Source organism: Pseudomonas sp. efr-133-TYG-5 (genome assembly GCF_030209175.1).
In the GTDB taxonomy this organism is placed as follows: domain Bacteria; phylum Pseudomonadota; class Gammaproteobacteria; order Pseudomonadales; family Pseudomonadaceae; genus Aquipseudomonas.
The window spans coordinates 1,176,610-1,194,347 of record NZ_JARVSM010000001.1; the positions used below are offsets into that span (position 1 = coordinate 1,176,610).

Annotated in this window: 17 protein-coding genes; 7 read left to right on the forward strand and 10 right to left on the reverse strand. The window is 61.2% G+C overall.

Annotation, left to right across the window (positions count from 1 at the left end; genetic code table 11):
• The first annotated feature begins 417 nt into the window (after positions 1–417).
• The 4 genes from QRN70_RS05320 to QRN70_RS05335 all read left to right on the forward strand — a co-directional run bounded on the left by QRN70_RS05320 (position 418) and on the right by QRN70_RS05335 (position 1,611).
• Positions 418–546: a hypothetical protein gene (locus tag QRN70_RS05320; RefSeq protein WP_285416153.1), complete on the forward strand. Its 129-nt coding sequence runs from the start codon at positions 418–420 to the stop codon at positions 544–546.
• Positions 547–614: 68 nt separating this feature from the next.
• Positions 615–878, forward strand: a complete 264-nt coding sequence (locus QRN70_RS05325) for a hypothetical protein (protein WP_285416154.1) — start codon at positions 615–617, stop codon at positions 876–878.
• Positions 879–907: 29 nt separating this feature from the next.
• Positions 908–1,237: a type II toxin-antitoxin system Phd/YefM family antitoxin gene (locus tag QRN70_RS05330; RefSeq protein WP_502941517.1), complete on the forward strand. Its 330-nt coding sequence runs from the start codon at positions 908–910 to the stop codon at positions 1,235–1,237.
• Positions 1,234–1,611 (forward strand): type II toxin-antitoxin system VapC family toxin, encoded by a 378-nt coding sequence (locus tag QRN70_RS05335; RefSeq protein ID WP_285416155.1) that lies wholly within the window; start codon positions 1,234–1,236, stop codon positions 1,609–1,611. The genes QRN70_RS05330 and QRN70_RS05335 overlap by 4 nt, the downstream gene beginning before the upstream one ends.
• A gap of 58 nt (positions 1,612–1,669) precedes the next feature.
• Here the strand turns inward: QRN70_RS05335 and QRN70_RS05340 are convergent, their stop codons facing one another.
• Genes QRN70_RS05340 through QRN70_RS05365 form a run of 6 tightly spaced genes read right to left on the reverse strand, consistent with a single transcriptional unit; the run spans position 1,670 to position 7,643 of the window.
• Positions 1,670–3,412: an ABC transporter substrate-binding protein gene (locus QRN70_RS05340; protein WP_285416156.1), complete on the reverse strand. Its 1,743-nt coding sequence runs from the start codon at positions 3,410–3,412 to the stop codon at positions 1,670–1,672.
• Between the two features lie 47 nt (positions 3,413–3,459).
• The gene (locus QRN70_RS05345) at positions 3,460–3,732 is read right to left on the reverse strand and encodes a DUF2160 domain-containing protein (protein ID WP_285416157.1); all 273 of its coding nucleotides are present in this window, start codon (positions 3,730–3,732) and stop codon (positions 3,460–3,462) included.
• Positions 3,733–3,742: 10 nt separating this feature from the next.
• The gene (locus QRN70_RS05350; protein WP_027614646.1) at positions 3,743–4,543 is read right to left on the reverse strand and encodes a carbohydrate ABC transporter permease; all 801 of its coding nucleotides are present in this window, start codon (positions 4,541–4,543) and stop codon (positions 3,743–3,745) included.
• Positions 4,544–4,552: 9 nt separating this feature from the next.
• The gene (locus QRN70_RS05355) at positions 4,553–5,419 is read right to left on the reverse strand and encodes a carbohydrate ABC transporter permease (RefSeq protein ID WP_217830491.1); all 867 of its coding nucleotides are present in this window, start codon (positions 5,417–5,419) and stop codon (positions 4,553–4,555) included.
• Entirely contained in the window at positions 5,416–6,549 is a 1,134-nt protein-coding gene (locus tag QRN70_RS05360) for an ABC transporter ATP-binding protein (protein ID WP_285416158.1), read from the reverse strand. Before QRN70_RS05360 ends, QRN70_RS05355 begins: the two co-directional genes overlap by 4 nt.
• Positions 6,549–7,643, reverse strand: coding sequence for an ABC transporter ATP-binding protein (locus tag QRN70_RS05365; RefSeq protein ID WP_285416159.1), 1,095 nt, complete (start codon positions 7,641–7,643; stop codon positions 6,549–6,551). Before QRN70_RS05365 ends, QRN70_RS05360 begins: the two co-directional genes overlap by 1 nt.
• A gap of 378 nt (positions 7,644–8,021) precedes the next feature.
• Between QRN70_RS05365 and QRN70_RS05370 the strand changes: the two genes are divergently transcribed.
• On the forward strand, positions 8,022–9,872 hold the full coding sequence (locus QRN70_RS05370; protein WP_285416160.1) for a sigma-54-dependent Fis family transcriptional regulator: 1,851 nt from the start codon (positions 8,022–8,024) through the stop codon (positions 9,870–9,872).
• 229 nt (positions 9,873–10,101) lie between these two features.
• On the opposite strand, the gene cysS is transcribed toward QRN70_RS05370, so the two are convergent.
• Positions 10,102–11,484 carry a cysteine--tRNA ligase gene (cysS, locus tag QRN70_RS05375; protein WP_285416161.1) on the reverse strand — a complete coding sequence of 461 codons (1,383 nt, stop codon included), beginning with the start codon at positions 11,482–11,484 and terminating at the stop codon, positions 10,102–10,104.
• Positions 11,485–11,504: 20 nt separating this feature from the next.
• On the reverse strand, positions 11,505–13,202 hold the full coding sequence (locus QRN70_RS05380) for a glutamine--tRNA ligase/YqeY domain fusion protein (protein WP_285416162.1): 1,698 nt from the start codon (positions 13,200–13,202) through the stop codon (positions 11,505–11,507).
• Positions 13,203–13,452: 250 nt separating this feature from the next.
• Here QRN70_RS05380 and QRN70_RS05385 point away from each other — a divergent pair, with 250 nt between their 5' ends.
• Both QRN70_RS05385 and lpxH read left to right on the forward strand, forming a co-directional pair.
• Positions 13,453–13,959 carry a peptidylprolyl isomerase gene (locus tag QRN70_RS05385; protein ID WP_285416163.1) on the forward strand — a complete coding sequence of 169 codons (507 nt, stop codon included), beginning with the start codon at positions 13,453–13,455 and terminating at the stop codon, positions 13,957–13,959.
• The gene (lpxH, locus tag QRN70_RS05390; RefSeq protein WP_285416164.1) at positions 13,956–14,708 is read left to right on the forward strand and encodes a UDP-2,3-diacylglucosamine diphosphatase; all 753 of its coding nucleotides are present in this window, start codon (positions 13,956–13,958) and stop codon (positions 14,706–14,708) included. The genes QRN70_RS05385 and lpxH overlap by 4 nt, the downstream gene beginning before the upstream one ends.
• A gap of 126 nt (positions 14,709–14,834) precedes the next feature.
• Here lpxH and QRN70_RS05395 read toward each other — a convergent pair whose 3' ends face one another.
• Both QRN70_RS05395 and QRN70_RS05400 read right to left on the reverse strand, forming a co-directional pair.
• Positions 14,835–16,364 (reverse strand): DHA2 family efflux MFS transporter permease subunit, encoded by a 1,530-nt coding sequence (locus QRN70_RS05395; RefSeq protein ID WP_285416165.1) that lies wholly within the window; start codon positions 16,362–16,364, stop codon positions 14,835–14,837.
• A 166-nt stretch (positions 16,365–16,530) separates the two neighbouring features.
• Positions 16,531–17,733, reverse strand: coding sequence for an HlyD family secretion protein (locus tag QRN70_RS05400; RefSeq protein WP_285416166.1), 1,203 nt, complete (start codon positions 17,731–17,733; stop codon positions 16,531–16,533).
• Positions 17,734–17,738 lie beyond the last annotated feature (5 nt).

Sequence of the window (17,738 nt, forward strand, 5' to 3'; positions counted from 1 at the left end):
CACGACGGGTTCTAGTGGCTGAGATGTACGTTGCTTCCCTGCTGGCATAGGAAAAGTCATCACGTGTCCGGCGCAAATGGTGAGGCGCAAAGTCTCTTGACGAATGTGCAGCAATCTTGCGCTGAAATCTCCGACACATCCGCACTACAAAGCCCTGCCTGCGGTTAAACAATCTGATCCTGCCGGCGCCGATGGAGCTCGACGAGCGACGCTCGCCTGCCCTGCAGAGCGCTGTTCATGCGCTCGCAACTGTTCTGCCCGGTGGTCAATTCACGCTTTGCCAGTACGTATTTCGACACAGGCAGAATCTGTGATCGGCAACGTCTGGACATCTTTGACCCCAGCCGCGCCGCACCTCTAGATTCGACTCGTGCTTGCAACGGCACACGCAAACCACCACCAATGAGGAACATGCCAATGGGTTACATGGGTAGCTGGAACGCCAACCGAATCGACGAACTCGACAAGCAGGAAAGCCCTGGCGCCGACCAGATCGAAGCCTTGCAACCGACCGAAGAAGAGCTGGCGGAACTGGCTGGCGAGTGACAGCTGCGCCGGGGGCCACGCGTTCCAGGCGACTGTTTCGGGGCAGGCTCAATCGGGAAAGCAATCTCATGCACCAGACCACAATCGCCGAACGCGAACTGACGGCGGGTATCCTCGCCGAGCTGTCGCACCTGGGGCTGACGCCGGTCACACGCACCGTCGGTCGCAAGGTCCTGGCCGTGCAGGTAGATATTTACGGCAACGGTACTCACCGGGCCCGTGGTTCCGGCAAAGGTTATGCGCAACACGCGCGCCTCGGCGCACCTTCCAAAGTGCTCGAACCGGGGCAAGCCGAGTTGTTTCAGTTTTATCGCATGACCGTCATGGCGTAATCACCACTTTCACTACAGGCAGGCAAGCCGTGCATCCATCCAATAGCGTCGAATCAACGCTGGACTTTGTTGCCCTCGAAAATTCTGGCTATATTTGTCCAGAATATGGAGGAAGCATGATGATCATCGTCCCGTTGGCCGAAGCCAAAAACAATTTATCGAAACTCGTCGATGACGCCGCGTCTGGGCAGATCATCACGATCGCCAAGCACGGTCGCCCGCTCGCTCGCCTGGTGCCGGTCGCAAAAGCCCATGGGCCGCGAATTGGCGCGATGAAAGGCATACTGCAAGTACCTGACGACTTCGATGCGCCACTGTCGGACGCCACGCTGGACGCGTTCGAGGGCAACCTCGGATGAGGCTGCTACTCGACACACATATTTTGCTATGGGCATTGAGTGATGACGCCAGGCTTTCCAGCAAAGCCCGAACGACCATCGAAAACGCCGGCGAAATCTACGTGAGTGCCGCGACATTCTGGGAAATGGCGATCAAGGTCGGTCTCGGCAAGTTGCAGGTGGACCTTGAACAGATTCGGCAATTCAGCCTTGACAGTGGTTTTATCGAATTGCCCGTCACGTCGGAACACGCCATTGCCGTGAGAGACCTCGAGCCTCTGCATCGTGATCCGTTCGATCGGCTGATCGTTGCCACAGCGCTGAGCGAGCCGATGAAACTGCTGACTGCCGATCCGCTGGTTGCGCAGTACACCGATCTGGCGATACAGGTCTGACCCGCGCCCAATGAAAACGGCACCTCACGGTGCCGTTTTTGCCTTGCCCGTGCTGCGCTTACTTGCGCGCCGCCTCCCACGACTTCAGCAGTTCGTTGTAGCTCACGGTTTCGCCCTGCGGTTTCTCGTTGGCCAGTTTCGGTTTCGGCGCCCCCGGTTGGTCGAACCAGTACTGCGCGTCGCGCTCGGGGTTCATTTTCGGCGCGCACACGGCCTGGGCCTTGGAGCGTTCGAGACGGGTCATGATCGCGTCCTGATCCTTGGCGAGACCGTCGAGGGCCTCCTGCGGAGTCTTCTCGCCGCTGGCGGCCTCGGCGATGTGGCTCCACCACAGCTGTGCCAGGCGTGGATAGTCCGGCACGTTGGTCCCGGTCGGCGTCCATTGCACGCGGGCCGGGCTGCGGTAGAACTCGACCAGACCACCGAGTTTCGGCGCCAGATCGGTCATCGCCTGCGAGTTGATGTCCGACTCGCGAATCGGCGTCAGGCCGACGATGGTTTTCTTCAGCGACACGGTTTTCGAGGTGACGAACTGCGCGTACAGCCACGCTGCGAGTTTCTGTTTCTCCGGCGTCGATTTCATGAACGTCCACGAACCCACGTCCTGATAACCGAGCTTCATGCCATTTTCCCAGTACGGCCCGCGCGGCGACGGGGCCATGCGCCACTTCGGCGTGCCGTCGGCGTTGACCACCGGCAGGCCGGGTTTGGTCATGTCGGCGGTGAACGCGGTGTACCAGAAGATCTGCTGGGCGATGTTGCCTTGGGACGGCACCGGGCCGGATTCGGAGAAAGTCATGCCCGCCGCTTCCGGTGGCGCGTATTTCTTCAGCCAGTCGACATATTTGGTCGTCGCGAACACCGCTGCCGGGCCGTTGGTATCACCGCCACGGGTGACACTGGAACCGACCGGATGGCAGTCCTCGACACGGATACCCCACTCGTCCACCGGCAGGCCATTGGGCAGGCCTTTGTCACCGCCACCGGCCATGGAGAACCAGGCATCGGTGAAGCGCCAGCCCAGCGACGGGTCTTTCTTGCCGTAGTCCATGTGCCCGTAGATGCGCTTGCCGTCGATTTCCTTGACGTCTTCGCTGAAGAATTTGGCGATGTCTTCATAGGCCGACCAGTTCACCGGGACGCCGAGCTCGTAACCGTATTTTTCCTTGAACTTGGCTTTCAGGTCGGCCCGTTCGAACCAGTCGGCGCGGAACCAGTACAGGTTGGCGAACTGCTGGTCGGGCAACTGGTAGATCTTGCCGTCCGGCGCGGTGGTGAAGGAAATGCCGATGAAGTCCTTGATGTCGAGGGTCGGCGAAGTGAAGTTCTTGCCTTCGTTGGCCATCAGGTCGGTGATCGATTCGGTCTTGCCGTAGCGAAAGTGCGTGCCGATCAGGTCCGAGTCGTTGACCCAGCCGTCATAGATGTTCTTGTCCGACTGCATCACGGTCTGCATTTTTTCTACCACGTCACCTTCCTGCAGCAGGTCGTGGGTCAGTTTGATCCCAGTGATTTCGCTGAACGCCCTGGCCAGGACCTTGGATTCATATTCGTGGGTGGTCAGGGTTTCCGAGACGACCTTGATCTCCATCCCGCGAAAAGGCTCCGCAGCCTTGATGAACCACTTCAATTCCTCAAGCTGCTGATCGGCCGTCAGGGTCGACGGCTTGAATTCGCTGCCGATCCATTTTTTTGCCGCGTCCTCGTACGCATCGGCCCAGGCCGATGCGCTCAAACCGCTGAGTGCCAGCATGGCTGCCAATGAAATGCTATGTCGCAGCTTATTGTTTTTGTCGAACATAGAGACCTCCTGTTTAAGTTCCGGAGCACGATTGCCGAGCGATTCGACTAGCCCCAACGCATCACAGCCAACAGCCACACCAGGGACAACGCGGACGCCACCCAGATGCTCCAGTCGGTGACGCCGATTACCAGCAGATGCAGGTAGGCGCTGCCGAGAAGACCGATGAACAAACGATCGCCACGGGTGGTGGCAATCGGTAGAAAACCTCGCCGCAGAATGCTCGGCGAACGCAGCTCCCAGGTGGTCATGCCCACCAGGATCAAGCCGATTGCGATGAAAAATGCCGCCGTCGGGACGGTCCAGCTCATCCATTCCATCATTCGCTCCTCAGACCCGGCCCAGGGCAAAGCCCTTGGCCACGTGGTTGCGGACAAACCAGATCACCAGCATGCCCGGCAGGATGGTCAACACCCCCGCCGCCGCCAGTACCCCCCAGTCGATACCGGACGCCGACACCGTGCGCGTCATCACCGCCGCGATCGGCTTGGCGTTGACCGAAGTCAGCGTGCGCGCCAGCAGCAGTTCGACCCAGGAAAACATGAAGCAGAAGAACGCCGTGACACCAATGCCGGAGCCGATCAGCGGGATGAAGATCTTCACGAAGAACTTGGGGAAACTGTAGCCGTCAATGTAGGCCGTTTCGTCGATTTCCTTGGGCACCCCGGACATGAAGCCTTCGAGAATCCATACCGCCAGCGGCACGTTGAACAGGCAGTGCGCCAACGCCACGGCGATGTGCGTGTCGAACAGGCCGATGGACGAATACAGCTGGAAGAACGGCAGCAGGAACACCGCCGGTGGCGCCATGCGGTTGGTCAGCAGCCAGAAGAACAGGTGCTTGTCGCCGAGAAAACGGTAGCGCGAAAACGCATACGCCGCCGGCAGCGCCACGCTCAGGGAGATCACCGTGTTCAGGCTGACGTAGTACAGCGAGTTGAGATAGCCGGTGTACCAGCTCGGGTCGGTGAAGATCACCTTGTAGTTGTGCCAGGTGAAATCCTGCGGAAACAGCGTCAGCCCGCCGAGGATTTCGGTGTTGCTCTTGAACGACATGTTCAGCAGCCAGTAGATCGGCACCAGCAGGAACAGGATGTACACCAGCAACGGAATCAGCTTTCTCTTGCTCATGGCCGGGCCTCAGCGGTTGGCATCGTTGTGGGTCATGGCGGTGTAGAACAGCCACGACACCAGCAGGATGATCAGGAAGTACACCAGCGAAAATGCCGCCGCCGGTCCCAGGTCGAATTGGCCTACAGCCATTTGGGTCAGGGTCTGACTGAGGAAGGTCGTGGAGTTGCCCGGCCCGCCACCGGTGAGCACGAAGGGCTCGGTGTAGATCATGAAACTGTCCATGAAGCGCAGCATCACCGCGATCAGCAACACGCTCTTGAGCTTCGGCAACTGGATGTGGCGGAACACCGCCCAGTTCGAGGCGCGATCGATGCGTGCTGCCTGGTAATACACATCGGGAATTGCGCGCAGCCCGGAGAAGCACAGCAGCGCCACCAACGATGTCCAGTGCCACACGTCCATCACCAGCACCGTGACCCAGGCGTCCATGGTGTTGGCCGCGTAGTTGTAGCTGATGCCCAGGGCGTTCAGGCTCGAGCCGAGCAGCCCGATGTCGGCGCGGCCGAAGATCTGCCAAATGGTGCCGACCACGTTCCACGGGATCAGCAGCGGAATCGCCAGGACAATCAGCACCACCGACGACCAGCGGCCCTTGGTCGGCATGGTCAGGGCGATGGCGATGCCCAGCGGGATCTCGATCAGCAGCACACACGCCGAATAGATGAACTGGCGCAGCAGCGAATCGTGCAGGCGCGGATCGAGCAACACCTGCTTGTACCAGTCGGCGCCGACAAAATAGCGGCTGGACTGATCGAAGATGTCCTGCACCGAATAGTTGACCACGGTCATCATCGGGATCACCGCGCTGAACGCCACCAGCAGGAATACCGGCAGCACCAGCCACCAGGCCTTGTTGTTCTGCACCTTGTTCATGGCTGCGCCTCGTTTTCGGTGGCAATCGCTTCGTGGTCAGGAACTTCGAGGAGGAATTCGTCGGCATAGACCATCAGCCACTGCGCCGGAAAGCTGATGTAGGCCGTGCCCTGCGGCACCGGTTTGTCTTCGGCCAGGCGCACTTTCAGCGGCGCGCCGTCCAGGTCGAGGGTCATGATCTTGTAGGTGCCGAGGTCTTCGACGTGTACGACGCGTGCCTGCATGGCGTCATCGAAGGGCTCGTCCCAGACATGGATGAACTCCGGGCGGATACCGACCTTCAGATTTTTCCACTGGCCGTGTTCGATATGGCGCTGCAAGGCGTCGGACAGGGGCAGATGCGTCGAGGCGAACCCGACTCCGCCCGGCTGCGGCTGCACCTCGATCAGGTTCATCCCCGGGCTGCCGATGAAGTAGCCGACAAACGTATGGCTCGGCCGCTCGAACAACTCGCGCGGCGTGCCGAACTGGACGATCTGGCCGCCGTACATCACGGCGATCTTGTCGGCGAAGGTCGAGGCTTCGAGCTGATCGTGGGTGACGTAGACCATGGTGATGTTGAATTGCTCATGGATCTGCTTGAGCTTGCGCCGCAGCTTCCATTTCAGGTGCGGGTCGATCACCGTCAGCGGCTCGTCGAAGAGGATCGCCGAGACGTCGTCGCGCACCAGGCCACGGCCCATGGAGACTTTCTGTTTTTCGTCGGCGGTGAGGTTGCGCGCCTTCCTGCTCAGCAGGTTCTGCAGGTCGAGGACTTCGGCGATTTCCTGCACCTTGCTGTGCACTTTCGCCTCGGCCAGGCCCTGGTTGCGCAGCGGGAAGGCCAGGTTGTCGAACACGGTCATGGTGTCGTAGACCACCGGGAACTGGAACACCTGGGCGATGTTGCGCTTCTCCGGGGTCAGGTCGTTGACCGCTTTGCCGTCGAACAGCACGTGGCCCTGGGACGGGCTGAGCAGACCGGAAATGATGTTGAGCAAGGTCGACTTGCCACAACCGGACGGCCCGAGCAGTGCATAGGCGCCGCCCTGCTCCCAGATGTGGTCCATCTCGCGGATCGCGTAGTCCTCGGCGCCGCTCGGGTGCTTGCTGTAACTGTGGGCAAGGTGCTGCAAACGGATTTCGGCCATCAGGCAACCCTCGCGACACGCCGGCCCGGCGCCTGCACCAGCCGGCCCTGCGCATCGAAGACGAACAGTTTATGGGTGGGGATGTAGATGCGGATCGGCGCATCGACGTCGTATTCGTGAACACCCGGCAAGTGCAGCACCAGCAGGAAATGCTCGTTGCGTACGTGCAGGAAGGTTTCCGAACCGCTGATCTCCGCCACCTCGACGGTCACCGCCAGTTCCAGGTCGTCGTCGTTGCTCGGCACCAGCGAGATGTGGCTGGGGCGCACGCCGAAGCGGTACTCGCCCTCGCCCACCGGACGCAGGTCGACGTTCAGCGGAAAGTGCACGAAATTGGCGAAACTCACTTCGTTGCCGGCAATCCGTCCCGGCATCAGATTGATCGGCGGTTCGGAGAACAGTTCGGCCGCCAGCACCGTTTGCGGCTGGTGATAGACCTCGGTCGACGGGCCGCTCTGGATCACCCGGCCTTCGTGCAGAATGGTCGTGGTGCCGCCCAGGGCCAGGGCCTCGTTGGGTTCGGTGGTGGCGTAGATCGCGATGGTGTGGCGCAGCTTGAACAGCTCGCGCATTTCCTGGCGCAATTCTTCGCGCAGTTTGTAGTCGAGGTTGACCAGCGGTTCGTCGAACAGGATCAGCTCGGCATCCTTGACCAGCGCCCGTGCCATCGCGGTGCGTTGCTGCTGGCCACCGGACAGCTCCAGCGGATAGCGCTGGAGGAATTTCTCGATGCGCAGCATGCGCGCCGTTTCCTGCACTTTGCTGTGGATGATCTCCTTCGAGACGCCGGCCTGGCGCAACGGCGAGGCGATGTTCTCGAACACGGTCATGGTCGGGTAGTTGATGAACTGCTGATAGACCATCGACACATTGCGCAGGCGCACCGGGCGCTGGGTGACATCGACGCCGTTCATCAGGATGCGCCCGCTGTCGGGCTTGTCCAGACCGGCCATCAGACGCATCAGGCTGGTCTTGCCGGACAGCGTGCGGCCCAGCAGAACGTTGAAGGATCCGGGTTCGAATTTCAGGCTCGCGTCGTCGATCCAGGTCTGGCCCTCGACGGTGCGGCTGACGTGCTCCAGGGTAAGTGACATGGCTCGGCCTTTTTATTATTGGAGTCAAGCGACCGGTGCACTGGAGCGACTTTCGTGCCAGAAATGGCAAGTGCTTGATTTACCGCGAAAACAGCCGAAAACGTGGCGAACGAGCGTTCATTGCTGAACACATTTGAACAGTTGGACGATTGACAATGAACAATAGTGAACAACACTCTATGAACGCTTTTTGCTCGATTTCGTGAACATCGATCCAATGTGGGAGCGGGCCTGCTCGCGAATACGCTGTGTCATTCAACTGATTTGCTGACTGATACTGCGCATTCGCGAGCAAGCCCGCTCCCACGGGGATCTGTGCAGGTTTCGAAGATTGGTTTCATAACAATAATAAAATCGCTGCATCAGAGGCCCACTGCCATGGCCGCACCTGCCCCGCCGCTGTCCCATGACGCCATCGTCCAGCATTCCTGGCAACGCTGCCGCGCCTTCGGCCTCAACCACCAGAGTGCGCCGGCCTTCGATCAGTTGCCCGCCAGTGGCATCGCGCAGTTGCTCGACTGTCATCACGCGCTGGTGCAGACCACTCACCAGGAAGTGCTGCCCTACTACGAAAACATCCTGAGCAATTCCAACTGCCTGATCATGCTCGCCGACAATCAGGGCCAGGTCCTCACCTCGTGGGGCACCCAGCGCTTTATCGAGCCGAACCTGGCGCGCGGCTTCCAGGCCGGCGCGAGCTGGATGGAACGCTGCAGCGGCACCAACGCCATCGGCACCGCGCTGGCCTGCGAGCAGGCCGTGCATATCGAACATGACGAGCATTTTCTCAAGGCCAATCGCTTCATGACCGGTTCCGCCGCGCCGATTTTCGATGCCGAGCGCAAGGTCATCGCCGTGCTCGATGTGTCCAGCGACAGCTACCTGCCGCCCTCGCACACCCTCGGCATGGTGAAGATGATGAGCCAGACCGTGGAGAACCGGCTGATCCTCAACCTGTTCCACGGCCAGCACTTTCAACTGACGTTCAACACCGGCCTGAACAACCTCGACAGTCAGTGGGCCGGGCTGTTGATTTTCGATGAGAGCGGCCAGGTGCTGTCGGCCAACCGCCGTGCCGACAACTTGCTCGGCGTACGCCTGTCGCGGGTCAGTGTCGAGAGCCTGTTCAAGGTATCGTTGCTGGAACTGCTCAACCAGCCCGAGGGCCTGCCGTTTGCCTTGCAGACATCCGGGCGCAATCGCTTCCAGTGCCTGTTGAAGCGGCCAAAGCAAATGCCGATCCAGCCCCGCGTGTTCGCCGCGCCAGAGCCGGTTGCGTCGAGGAGCGCCGCCGCCAGCGCGATCAGCCTCAACACCCTGCACTTTGGCGACAGCCGCGTGGAAAAAGCCGTGCGCCAGGCCGAGCGCTTGCTGGAGAAAGACATTCCGCTGCTGATCCACGGCGAAACCGGAGTCGGCAAGGAAGTGTTCGTCAAAGCCCTGCACCAGGCCAGTTCGCGCAACAGACAGGCGTTCATCGCGGTGAACTGTGCGGCGATCCCCGCCGAACTGGTGGAATCCGAGCTGTTCGGCTATGAAAAAGGCGCATTCACCGGCGCCAACCAGAAAGGCAGCATCGGCCTGATCCGCAAGGCCGACAAAGGCACGCTGTTCCTCGACGAAATCGGCGACATGCCACTGCCGACCCAGGCGCGGCTGCTGCGGGTGCTGCAGGAGCGCTGCGTGCAGCCGGTGGGCAGCAGCGAGCTGTTTCCGGTGGACTTGCGGATCATCTCGGCGACCAATCGCTCGTTGCGCGAACAGGTGCAATTGGGCCGGTTTCGCGAGGATCTGTATTACCGCATCGGTGGCCTGACCCTGGAGCTGCCGCCGCTGCGCGAACGCAGTGACAAGCAAGCGCTGTTCAAGCGCCTGTGGGAACAGCATCGCGAGCCGAGCCAATGGGCAGGGCTGAGCCATGAGGTGCTTGAGTTGTTCATTCGTCACCCGTGGCCGGGCAATCTGCGCCAGGTCAGCAGCGTGATGCAGGTGGCGCTGGCCATGGCCGAAGAACAACCGGTACGGCCGGAGCATCTGCCGGATGACTTTTTTGTCGATCTGGAGATGGAGCCGGTGGAAAGCGCCGTGCCCCTGGGGATAGATCTGAACGATGCCGAAGCGTTGAACCGCGAACTCAAGGCCGCCGGGGGCAATATTTCGCACCTGGCGCGACGCTTGGGGGTCAGCCGCAATACCCTCTACAAACGCTTGCGCCAGCCTGGCGAATGAGGGCACCGCCTTGCCCCTCACCCAGCCGACCGCGGTGTCTGGCGCCGTACATCGACCTGAGGAACCGGGGTGATTATGGACTCGGTGACAATCCTTCAGATTGGCGCATTTCCAGAGCATTCCCCGATCAGTCCCCTCTCCCGCCGGGAGCGGGTTGGGGTGAGGGTGCTTTTGCGCTGAAAAACAAAAACCCGCACAAGGCGGGTTTTGTTGGTAGCGGGCACAGCAATCAGTCAGCCAGGCGCCAGGTCGTGCCGCCCTTGCCGTCTTCCAGCACCACGCCCATGGCGGTGAGCTGGTCGCGGATGCGGTCGGATTCGGCCCAGTCCTTGCCAGCGCGTGCCGCCAGCCGTGCAGCGATCAGCGCGTCAACCTCGGCCGCATCGACACGCCCTTCAGCGCCGGCCTGCAGGAAGTCATCGGCCTCGAGCTGCAACACACCGAGGACGCTGGCCAGTTCCTTCAGGCGCGCCGCCAGACCGGCCGCGGCCTGGAGATCGCTCTCGCGCAGGCGGTTGATCTCACGCACCATCTCGAACAGCACCGCACAGGCTTCCGGCGTGCCGAAGTCGTCGTTCATCACCGTGGTGAAACGTTCGACGAACGCTTCGCCACCGGCCGGCGCCACGTTCGGCAGGCCTTTCAACGCGTGGTAGAAACGCTCCAGGGCGCCCTTGGCGTCCTTGAGGTTGTCTTCCGAATAGTTGATCGCGCTGCGGTAGTGGCTGGACACCAGCAGGTAACGCACGACTTCCGGGTGGTACTTGTCGAGCACGTCGCGAATGGTGAAGAAGTTGTTCAGGGACTTGGACATCTTCTCGCCATTGATACGGATCATGCCGCAATGCATCCACGCGTTGGCGTAGGTCTTGCCGGTGGCCGCTTCGCTCTGGGCGATTTCGTTTTCGTGGTGCGGGAACTCGAGGTCGCTGCCGCCGCCATGAATGTCGAAGGTCTCACCGAGGCAGCAGGTCGACATCACCGAGCACTCGATGTGCCAGCCCGGACGCCCGGCGCCCCATGGCGATTCCCAGCTCGGCTCGCCCGGTTTGGCGGCTTTCCACAGGACGAAGTCGAGCGGGTCTTCCTTCGACTCGTCGACTTCGATGCGCGCGCCGATGCGCAGGTCTTCGATCTTCTTGCGCGAGAGCTTGCCGTAGCCCATGAACTTGGCGACGCGGTAGTACACGTCGCCATTGCCCGGGGCGTAGGCGAAGCCCTTGTCGATCAGGGTCTGGATCATCGCGTGCATGCCCGGGATGTGATCCGTGGCGCGCGGCTCCATGTCCGGCTTCTTGATGTTCAGGCGCGCTTCGTCTTCGTGCATCGCGGCGATCATGCGCTCGGTCAACGCTTCGAACGACTCGCCGTTCTCGTTGGCGCGGTTGATGATCTTGTCGTCGATGTCGGTGATGTTGCGCACGTAGGTCAGGTCATAACCGCTGAAACGCAGCCAGCGCGTCACCAGGTCGAACGCGACCATGCTGCGGCCATGGCCGAGGTGGCAGTAGTCGTACACGGTCATGCCGCACACGTACATGCGCACCTTGTTGCCATCCAGCGGCTTGAAAACCTCTTTGCTCTTGGTGAGCGTGTTGTAGATCGTAAGCACGATGTTTCCTTAAGACTTGATCACTGGCCCCACGAATCACGCAGGGTCACGGTACGGTTGAATACCGGCGCGCCCGGTTTCGAGTCCTTGATATCCGCGACGAAGTAGCCTTCGCGCTCGAACTGGAAACGGTCTTCCGGCTGTGCCTGGCCCAGCGAGGGTTCAGCACGACAACCGGTCAGCACTTGCAGCGAATCAGGGTTGATGTTGTCCAGGAAACTCGCGCTGTCTTCGGCCTTCTCCGGGTTCGGAGAGCGGAACAGGCGATCGTACAGACGCACTTCGCACTCGACGCTGGCAGCGGCCGGCACCCAGTGGATCACGCCCTTGACCTTGCGGCCTTCAGGGTTCTTGCCCAGGGTGTCCGGGTCGTACGAGCAACGCAGCTCGACGATGTTGCCGTCGGCGTCCTTGATCGCTTCGTCGGCACGGATCACGTAGCTGCCGCGCAGACGCACTTCGCCACCGGCTTCCAGACGCTTGTAGCCCTTCGGCGGCTCTTCCATGAAGTCTTCACGGTCGATGTAGATTTCCCGGGCGAACGGCAGGACGCGCACGCCCATGTCTTCTTTCGGGTGACGCGGCAGTTCGAGGTTTTCGACCTGGTCCTGCGGGTAATTGGTGATCACCACCTTCAGCGGACGCAGTACGCACATGGCACGCGGGGCGCTGTGGTCGAGGTCGTCACGGATGCTGAATTCGAGCATGCCGAAGTCGACCACGCCGTCGGAACGGTTGGTGCCGACCATTTCGCAGAAGTTGCGAATCGATTTCGGCGTGTAGCCACGGCGACGGAAGCCCGACAGCGTGGACATGCGCGGATCGTCCCAGCCGTTGACGTGCTTTTCATCGACCAGTTGCTTGAGCTTGCGCTTGCTGGTGATGGTGTAGTTCAGGTTCAGCCGGCTGAATTCGTACTGGCGTGGTTTGGCCGGCACCGGCAGGTGCTCGAGGAACCACTCGTACAGCGGCCGGTGGCTTTCGAACTCGAGGGTGCAGATCGAGTGCGTGATGCCTTCGATGGCGTCCGACTGACCGTGGGTGAAGTCATAGTTGGGGTAGATGCACCACTTGTCGCCGGTCTGGTGGTGATGGGCGTGGCGGATGCGGTACATGATCGGGTCGCGCAGGTTCATGTTCGGTGAGGCCATGTCGATCTTCGCGCGCAGCACACGGGCGCCGTCCGCGAACTCGCCGGCCTTCATGCGGGCGAACAGGTCGAGGTTCTCTTCCACCGAACGCTCGCGGAACGGGCTGTTGCGGCCCGGCTCGGTGAGGCTGCCACGGTATTCCTTGGCCTGCTCCGGAGTCAGGTCGTCAACGTAGGCGTTGCCGGACTTGATCAGCTCCACCGCCCAGTCGTGCAATTGGTCGAAGTATTGCGAGGCGTAGCGCACTTCGCCGGACCATTCGAAACCCAGCCATTTGACGTCGCTTTCGATTGCGTCGATGTATTCCTGGTCTTCCTTGGCCGGGTTGGTGTCGTCGAAACGCAGGTGCGTGACGCCGCCGAACTCCTGGGCCAGGCCGAAGTTCACGCAGATCGACTTGGCGTGGCCGATGTGCAGGTAGCCGTTGGGCTCAGGCGGGAAACGGGTGACGATCTGGGTGTGCTTGCCCGAGTCCAGGTCCGCCTGGATGATCGGCCGCAGGAAATTGACCGGCACGGCAGGGCCGGACTTGGCATTCGAGGTAGGGTCGACAGTGGGCTTGCTCATAGGATCCTTGACTTACAGGTGCGCGGCCGCAGTGGGGGCCAGACAAAACAAAGCCGCTATCATAGCCGATGCTGTCAAGGGGCTGACAGAGCAGGCCCGATAAAGGCATGCATTTAATCGCCGGGTTTTGAAAAACAGCCTCGAAATTCGCGCCTGTCACGCTAAACTGCGCTCCTTGGCCGGAACAGGCTGAACCGGTTGCGGGGCCTGGCGCTCCAAGACCACGAATTCCTTATAAAGAGTAGCGATCATGACTCAAGTCAAACTGACCACCAACCATGGCGACATCGTCATCGAACTGAACGCCGAGAAGGCCCCGATCACCGTGGCCAACTTCATCGAGTACGTCAAAGCCGGTCACTACGAAAACACCGTATTCCACCGCGTCATCGGCAACTTCATGATCCAGGGCGGCGGTTTCGAGCCAGGCATGAAGGAAAAGAAAGACAAGCGTCCAAGCATCCAGAACGAAGCGGACAACGGCCTTTCCAACGACAAGTACACCATCGCCATGGCCCGCACCATGGAGCCGCATTCGGCTTCGGCGCAGTTCTTCATCAACGTCGCCGACAACACCTTCCTCAACCACAGCGGCAAGAACGTGCAGGGCTGGGGCTACGCGGTGTTCGGTAAAGTGACCCAGGGCACCGACGTTGTCGACAGCATCAAGAAAGTCGCCACCGGTTCCAAGGCTGGCCACCAGGACGTACCAAGCGACGACGTGATCATCGAGAAAGCCGAGATCATCGAAGCGTGATATTGCTGATTTCAGACTTGCATCTGGAAGAGGAGCGCCCGGACATCACCCGGGCGTTTCTGGATTTGCTCGCCGGACGCGCCCGCTCGGCGAGTGCGCTGTACATTCTCGGCGACTTTTTCGAAGCGTGGATTGGCGACGATGCCATGACCCCCTTCCAGCGTTCCATCTGCCAGGCCCTGCGCGAACTCAGCGACAGCGGCACGGCGATATTCCTGATGCACGGCAATCGCGACTTCCTGCTCGGCCAGGCCTTCTGCAAACAGGCCGGCTGCACCCTGCTGAAAGACCCGAGTGTCGTGCAATTCAACGGTGAACCGGTGCTGCTGATGCACGGCGACAGCCTGTGCACCCGCGATGAAGCCTATATGAAGCTGCGCCGCTACCTGCGCAACCCGCTCACCCTGTTCATCCTGCGTCACCTGCCATTGCGCACCCGCCACAAGCTTGCGCGCAAGCTGCGCAGCGAAAGTCGCGCGCAGACGCGGATGAAGGCCAATGACATCGTCGATGTCACGCCGGAGGAAATTCCGCGGATCATGCAGGCGTACGGGGTGAAAACCCTGGTACACGGCCACACCCACCGGCCGGCGATCCACAAGTTGCAGATCGGCGATCAGGCGGCAAAACGGATTGTATTGGGCGATTGGGATCGTCAGGGCTGGGCGTTGCAGGTGGATGAGAGCGGGTTTGCCCTGGCGCCGTTCGACTTTGCCCCGCCGCCAGCACTGCCCGCCCCTGCCAACTGACACAACACAAAACCCAATGTGGGAGCGAGCCTGCTCGCGAAAGCGGTGAATCGGACAGCTCAGTGCTGACTGACGTACCGCATTCGCGAGCAGGCTCGCTCCCACATTTTTTGCCCACGTAATGCCTTAGTGACCGCTTGCGGCCGGACCTGCCTTCGCCGCAAACGGCGGCTTGGCCAGCCACACAATCAGAATCAAGCCCATGAAGCCCCAGCCCAGCAGCGTGAAGTAATCCACGGTGGAGAGCATGTACGCCTGACTGGTGAGGATCTGATCCATCTGCGCATAGGCCGATTGGCTCGCACCACCCAGCGAATGCAAGGTCTCGCGCGTCGCTGGCTCGAAGGTGCTGATGCTCTCGCTCATGTAGGCGTGATGCTGATCCGCCCGGCGAATCCAGATCCACGTGGTCAGCGACGCCGCGAAGCTGCCGCCCAACGTCCGCAGGAAGGTAGCCAGGCCCGCACCATCGGCAATCTGGCTCGGCGGCAGGTCGGACATCAGGATGCTCAGGGTCGGCATGAAGAACAGCGCGACGCCGATGCCCATGAACAGCTGCACCAGGGCGATGTGCTGGAAGTCCACCTCGTTGGTGAACTCGGCGCGCATGAAGCAGCTCAGGCCGATCGCCAGGAACGCCAGCCCGGCCAGCAGGCGCAGGTCGAACTTGTGCGCATATTTGCCGACAAACGGCGACAGCAGCACCGGCAAAATGCCGATCGGCGCCACGGCCAGCCCGGCCCAGGTCGCGGTGTAGCCCATCTGCGTCTGCAACCACTGCGGCAGGATCAGGTTGATGCCGAAGAACCCGGCGTAGCCGAGCACCAGCACCAGGGTGCCGATGCGGAAATTGCGATAGGCGAACAGGCGCAGGTTGACCACCGGGTGCTGGTCGGTCATTTCCCAGATGATGAACACCGCCAGCGCGATCAGCGAAATCGCCGCGCCGATGATGATGAAGTTCGATTCGAACCAGTCCAGGTCATTGCCCTTGTCGAGGATCACCTGCAACGCACCGACGCCGATGATCAGCGTGATCAGCCCGACATAGTCCATCGGTTGCCGGCTGGTGACCACCGGCCGCTTGGCCAGTTGCGAACGCACCACCATCACCGCAAAGATGCCGATCGGGACGTTGATGAAGAAGATCCACGGCCAGCTGTAGCTGTCGGTAATCCAGCCGCCGAGAATCGGCCCGGCAATCGGTGCCACCACCGTGACCATCGCCAGCAACGCCAGGGCCATGCCGCGCCTGGCGGGGGGATAGACCGCGATCAGCAGGGTCTGGGTCATCGGGTACAGCGGCCCGGCCACCAGGCCTTGCAGCACGCGGAAACCGATCAGTTCCGGCATCGAGGTGGAGATGCCGCAGAGGAACGAGGCCAGCACGAACAGCATGGTGGCCCAGAGAAACAGCTTTACCTCGCCAAAGCGCCGGCTCAGCCAGCCGGTGAGCGGCAGCGCGATGGCGTTGCTCACGGCAAACGAGGTGATGACCCAGGTGCCCTGCTCCGAACTGACGCCCAGGTTGCCGGAAATCGTCGGCAGCGCCACGTTGGCGATGGTGGTGTCGAGCACCTGCATGAAGGTCGCCAGCGACAGGCCGATGGTGCTGAGCAACAGGCTGGGCGGCGTGAAAGAAGCGTTATTGCTCATCGCGAATCCTATGAAACCAGGTTGGCGCCGCGTGCTGATGAACACCGCCACCCCTGTGGGAGCGAGCTTGCTCGCGAAGGCGGTGTACCAGACAAATCAACGGCGAATGACACTCCGCTTTCGCGAGCAGGCTCGCTCCCACAAGGGGTCGTGCCAAAGTCTCGATTCAGCGTTGCGCGGTCTTGCTGACCGCAGCGCTGTTGTCATGGATCAACTGGGCGATCATCGCGTCGGCTTCGGCCAGTTGGCGGTCGTAGACGTTGGTGCTGAACGAGGCCTGTTGCGGCGGCTGCTGGGCCAGGACCGGGCCGCTCTGGTCATGCAGATTGACCTCGACGTTGGTCGACAGACCGACGCGCAGCGGATGCTTGGCCAGTTCTTCGGCATTGATGTGAATCCGCACCGGCACCCGCTGGACGATCTTGATCCAGTTACCGGTGGCGTTCTGCGCCGGCAACAGGGCAAACGCGCTGCCGGTACCGGCGCCGAGGCTGTCGACGGTGCCGCTGAATTTGACATCGCTGCCGTAGATGTCGGACTCGATGTCCACCGGTTGACCGATGCGCATGTCACGCAACTGGGTTTCCTTGAAGTTGGCATCGATCCACAGCTGATCCAGCGGGATCACCGCCATCAGCGCGGTGCCCGGCTGCACGCGCTGGCCGAGTTGCACGGTGCGTTTGGCGACGTAACCGGTAACCGGCGCGATCAGGGTGCTACGGGCGTTGGTCAGGTAGGCCTGGCGCAGATCGGCAGCGGCCGACATCACGTCAGGGTGCGACGAAACCACAGTGTCATCGACCAGCGCACTGGTGGTTTTCAGTTGCTGCTTGGCATTGGCCAGGGCGTTTTGCGCCGAGGTCAGGTCGTCGCGGGCGTGGGACAGCTCTTCCTGGGAAATCGCCCCGCCGGCGGCGAGGTTTTTCCGGCGGTTGTAGTTGTCCTGAGCTTTCTGCACTTCAGCCTGTTGCGCATTGACCTGGGCTTTCATGCCATCGACGTTGCTGTACAGGCCGCGCACTTGACGCACGGTGCGCGCCAGTTTCGCCTGGGCACTTTGCAGGCCGACTTCGGCGTCGTTGGGGTCGAAGTTGACCAGCACCTGGCCTTCGTGGACCAGATCGCCATCATCGGCGCCGATGCTGACCACGGTGCCGGTCACCAGCGGCGTGATCTCGACCACGTTGCCGTTGACGTAGGCGTCGTCGGTGCTTTCGTTCCAGCGTCCGATGAATTCGTGATAGGCCCAGACGCCGGCACCGGCGAGGAGCACCACCACGGCCAGCACCAGCAGCATCAGTTTGCGTTTGCGCGGATTGCCGGTGTCGGGTGTGTTGTCTTGAGGTTGAGTGTGTTCGGCAGTGGCCATGACAA

Bases quoted from the DNA above. Each gene is read 5' to 3' on its own strand.
- QRN70_RS05365 (WP_285416159.1), bottom strand. From the start codon at position 7,643: ATGTCACTTACCCTGGAGCACGTCAGCCGCACCGTCGAGGGCCAGACC.
- QRN70_RS05380 (WP_285416162.1), bottom strand. From the start codon at position 13,202: ATGAGCAAGCCCACTGTCGACCCTACCTCGAATGCCAAGTCCGGCCCT.
- QRN70_RS05350 (WP_027614646.1), bottom strand. From the start codon at position 4,543: ATGAGCAAGAGAAAGCTGATTCCGTTGCTGGTGTACATCCTGTTCCTG.
- QRN70_RS05370 (WP_285416160.1), top strand. From the start codon at position 8,022: ATGGCCGCACCTGCCCCGCCGCTGTCCCATGACGCCATCGTCCAGCAT.
- QRN70_RS05395 (WP_285416165.1), bottom strand. From the start codon at position 16,364: ATGAGCAATAACGCTTCTTTCACGCCGCCCAGCCTGTTGCTCAGCACC.
- QRN70_RS05345 (WP_285416157.1), bottom strand. From the start codon at position 3,732: ATGGAATGGATGAGCTGGACCGTCCCGACGGCGGCATTTTTCATCGCA.
- QRN70_RS05385 (WP_285416163.1), top strand. From the start codon at position 13,453: ATGACTCAAGTCAAACTGACCACCAACCATGGCGACATCGTCATCGAA.
- QRN70_RS05355 (WP_217830491.1), bottom strand. From the start codon at position 5,419: ATGAACAAGGTGCAGAACAACAAGGCCTGGTGGCTGGTGCTGCCGGTA.
- QRN70_RS05340 (WP_285416156.1), bottom strand. From the start codon at position 3,412: ATGTTCGACAAAAACAATAAGCTGCGACATAGCATTTCATTGGCAGCC.
- QRN70_RS05320 (WP_285416153.1), top strand. From the start codon at position 418: ATGGGTTACATGGGTAGCTGGAACGCCAACCGAATCGACGAACTCGAC.
- QRN70_RS05335 (WP_285416155.1), top strand. From the start codon at position 1,234: ATGAGGCTGCTACTCGACACACATATTTTGCTATGGGCATTGAGTGAT.
- QRN70_RS05360 (WP_285416158.1), bottom strand. From the start codon at position 6,549: ATGGCCGAAATCCGTTTGCAGCACCTTGCCCACAGTTACAGCAAGCAC.
- QRN70_RS05400 (WP_285416166.1), bottom strand. From the start codon at position 17,733: ATGGCCACTGCCGAACACACTCAACCTCAAGACAACACACCCGACACC.
- QRN70_RS05325 (WP_285416154.1), top strand. From the start codon at position 615: ATGCACCAGACCACAATCGCCGAACGCGAACTGACGGCGGGTATCCTC.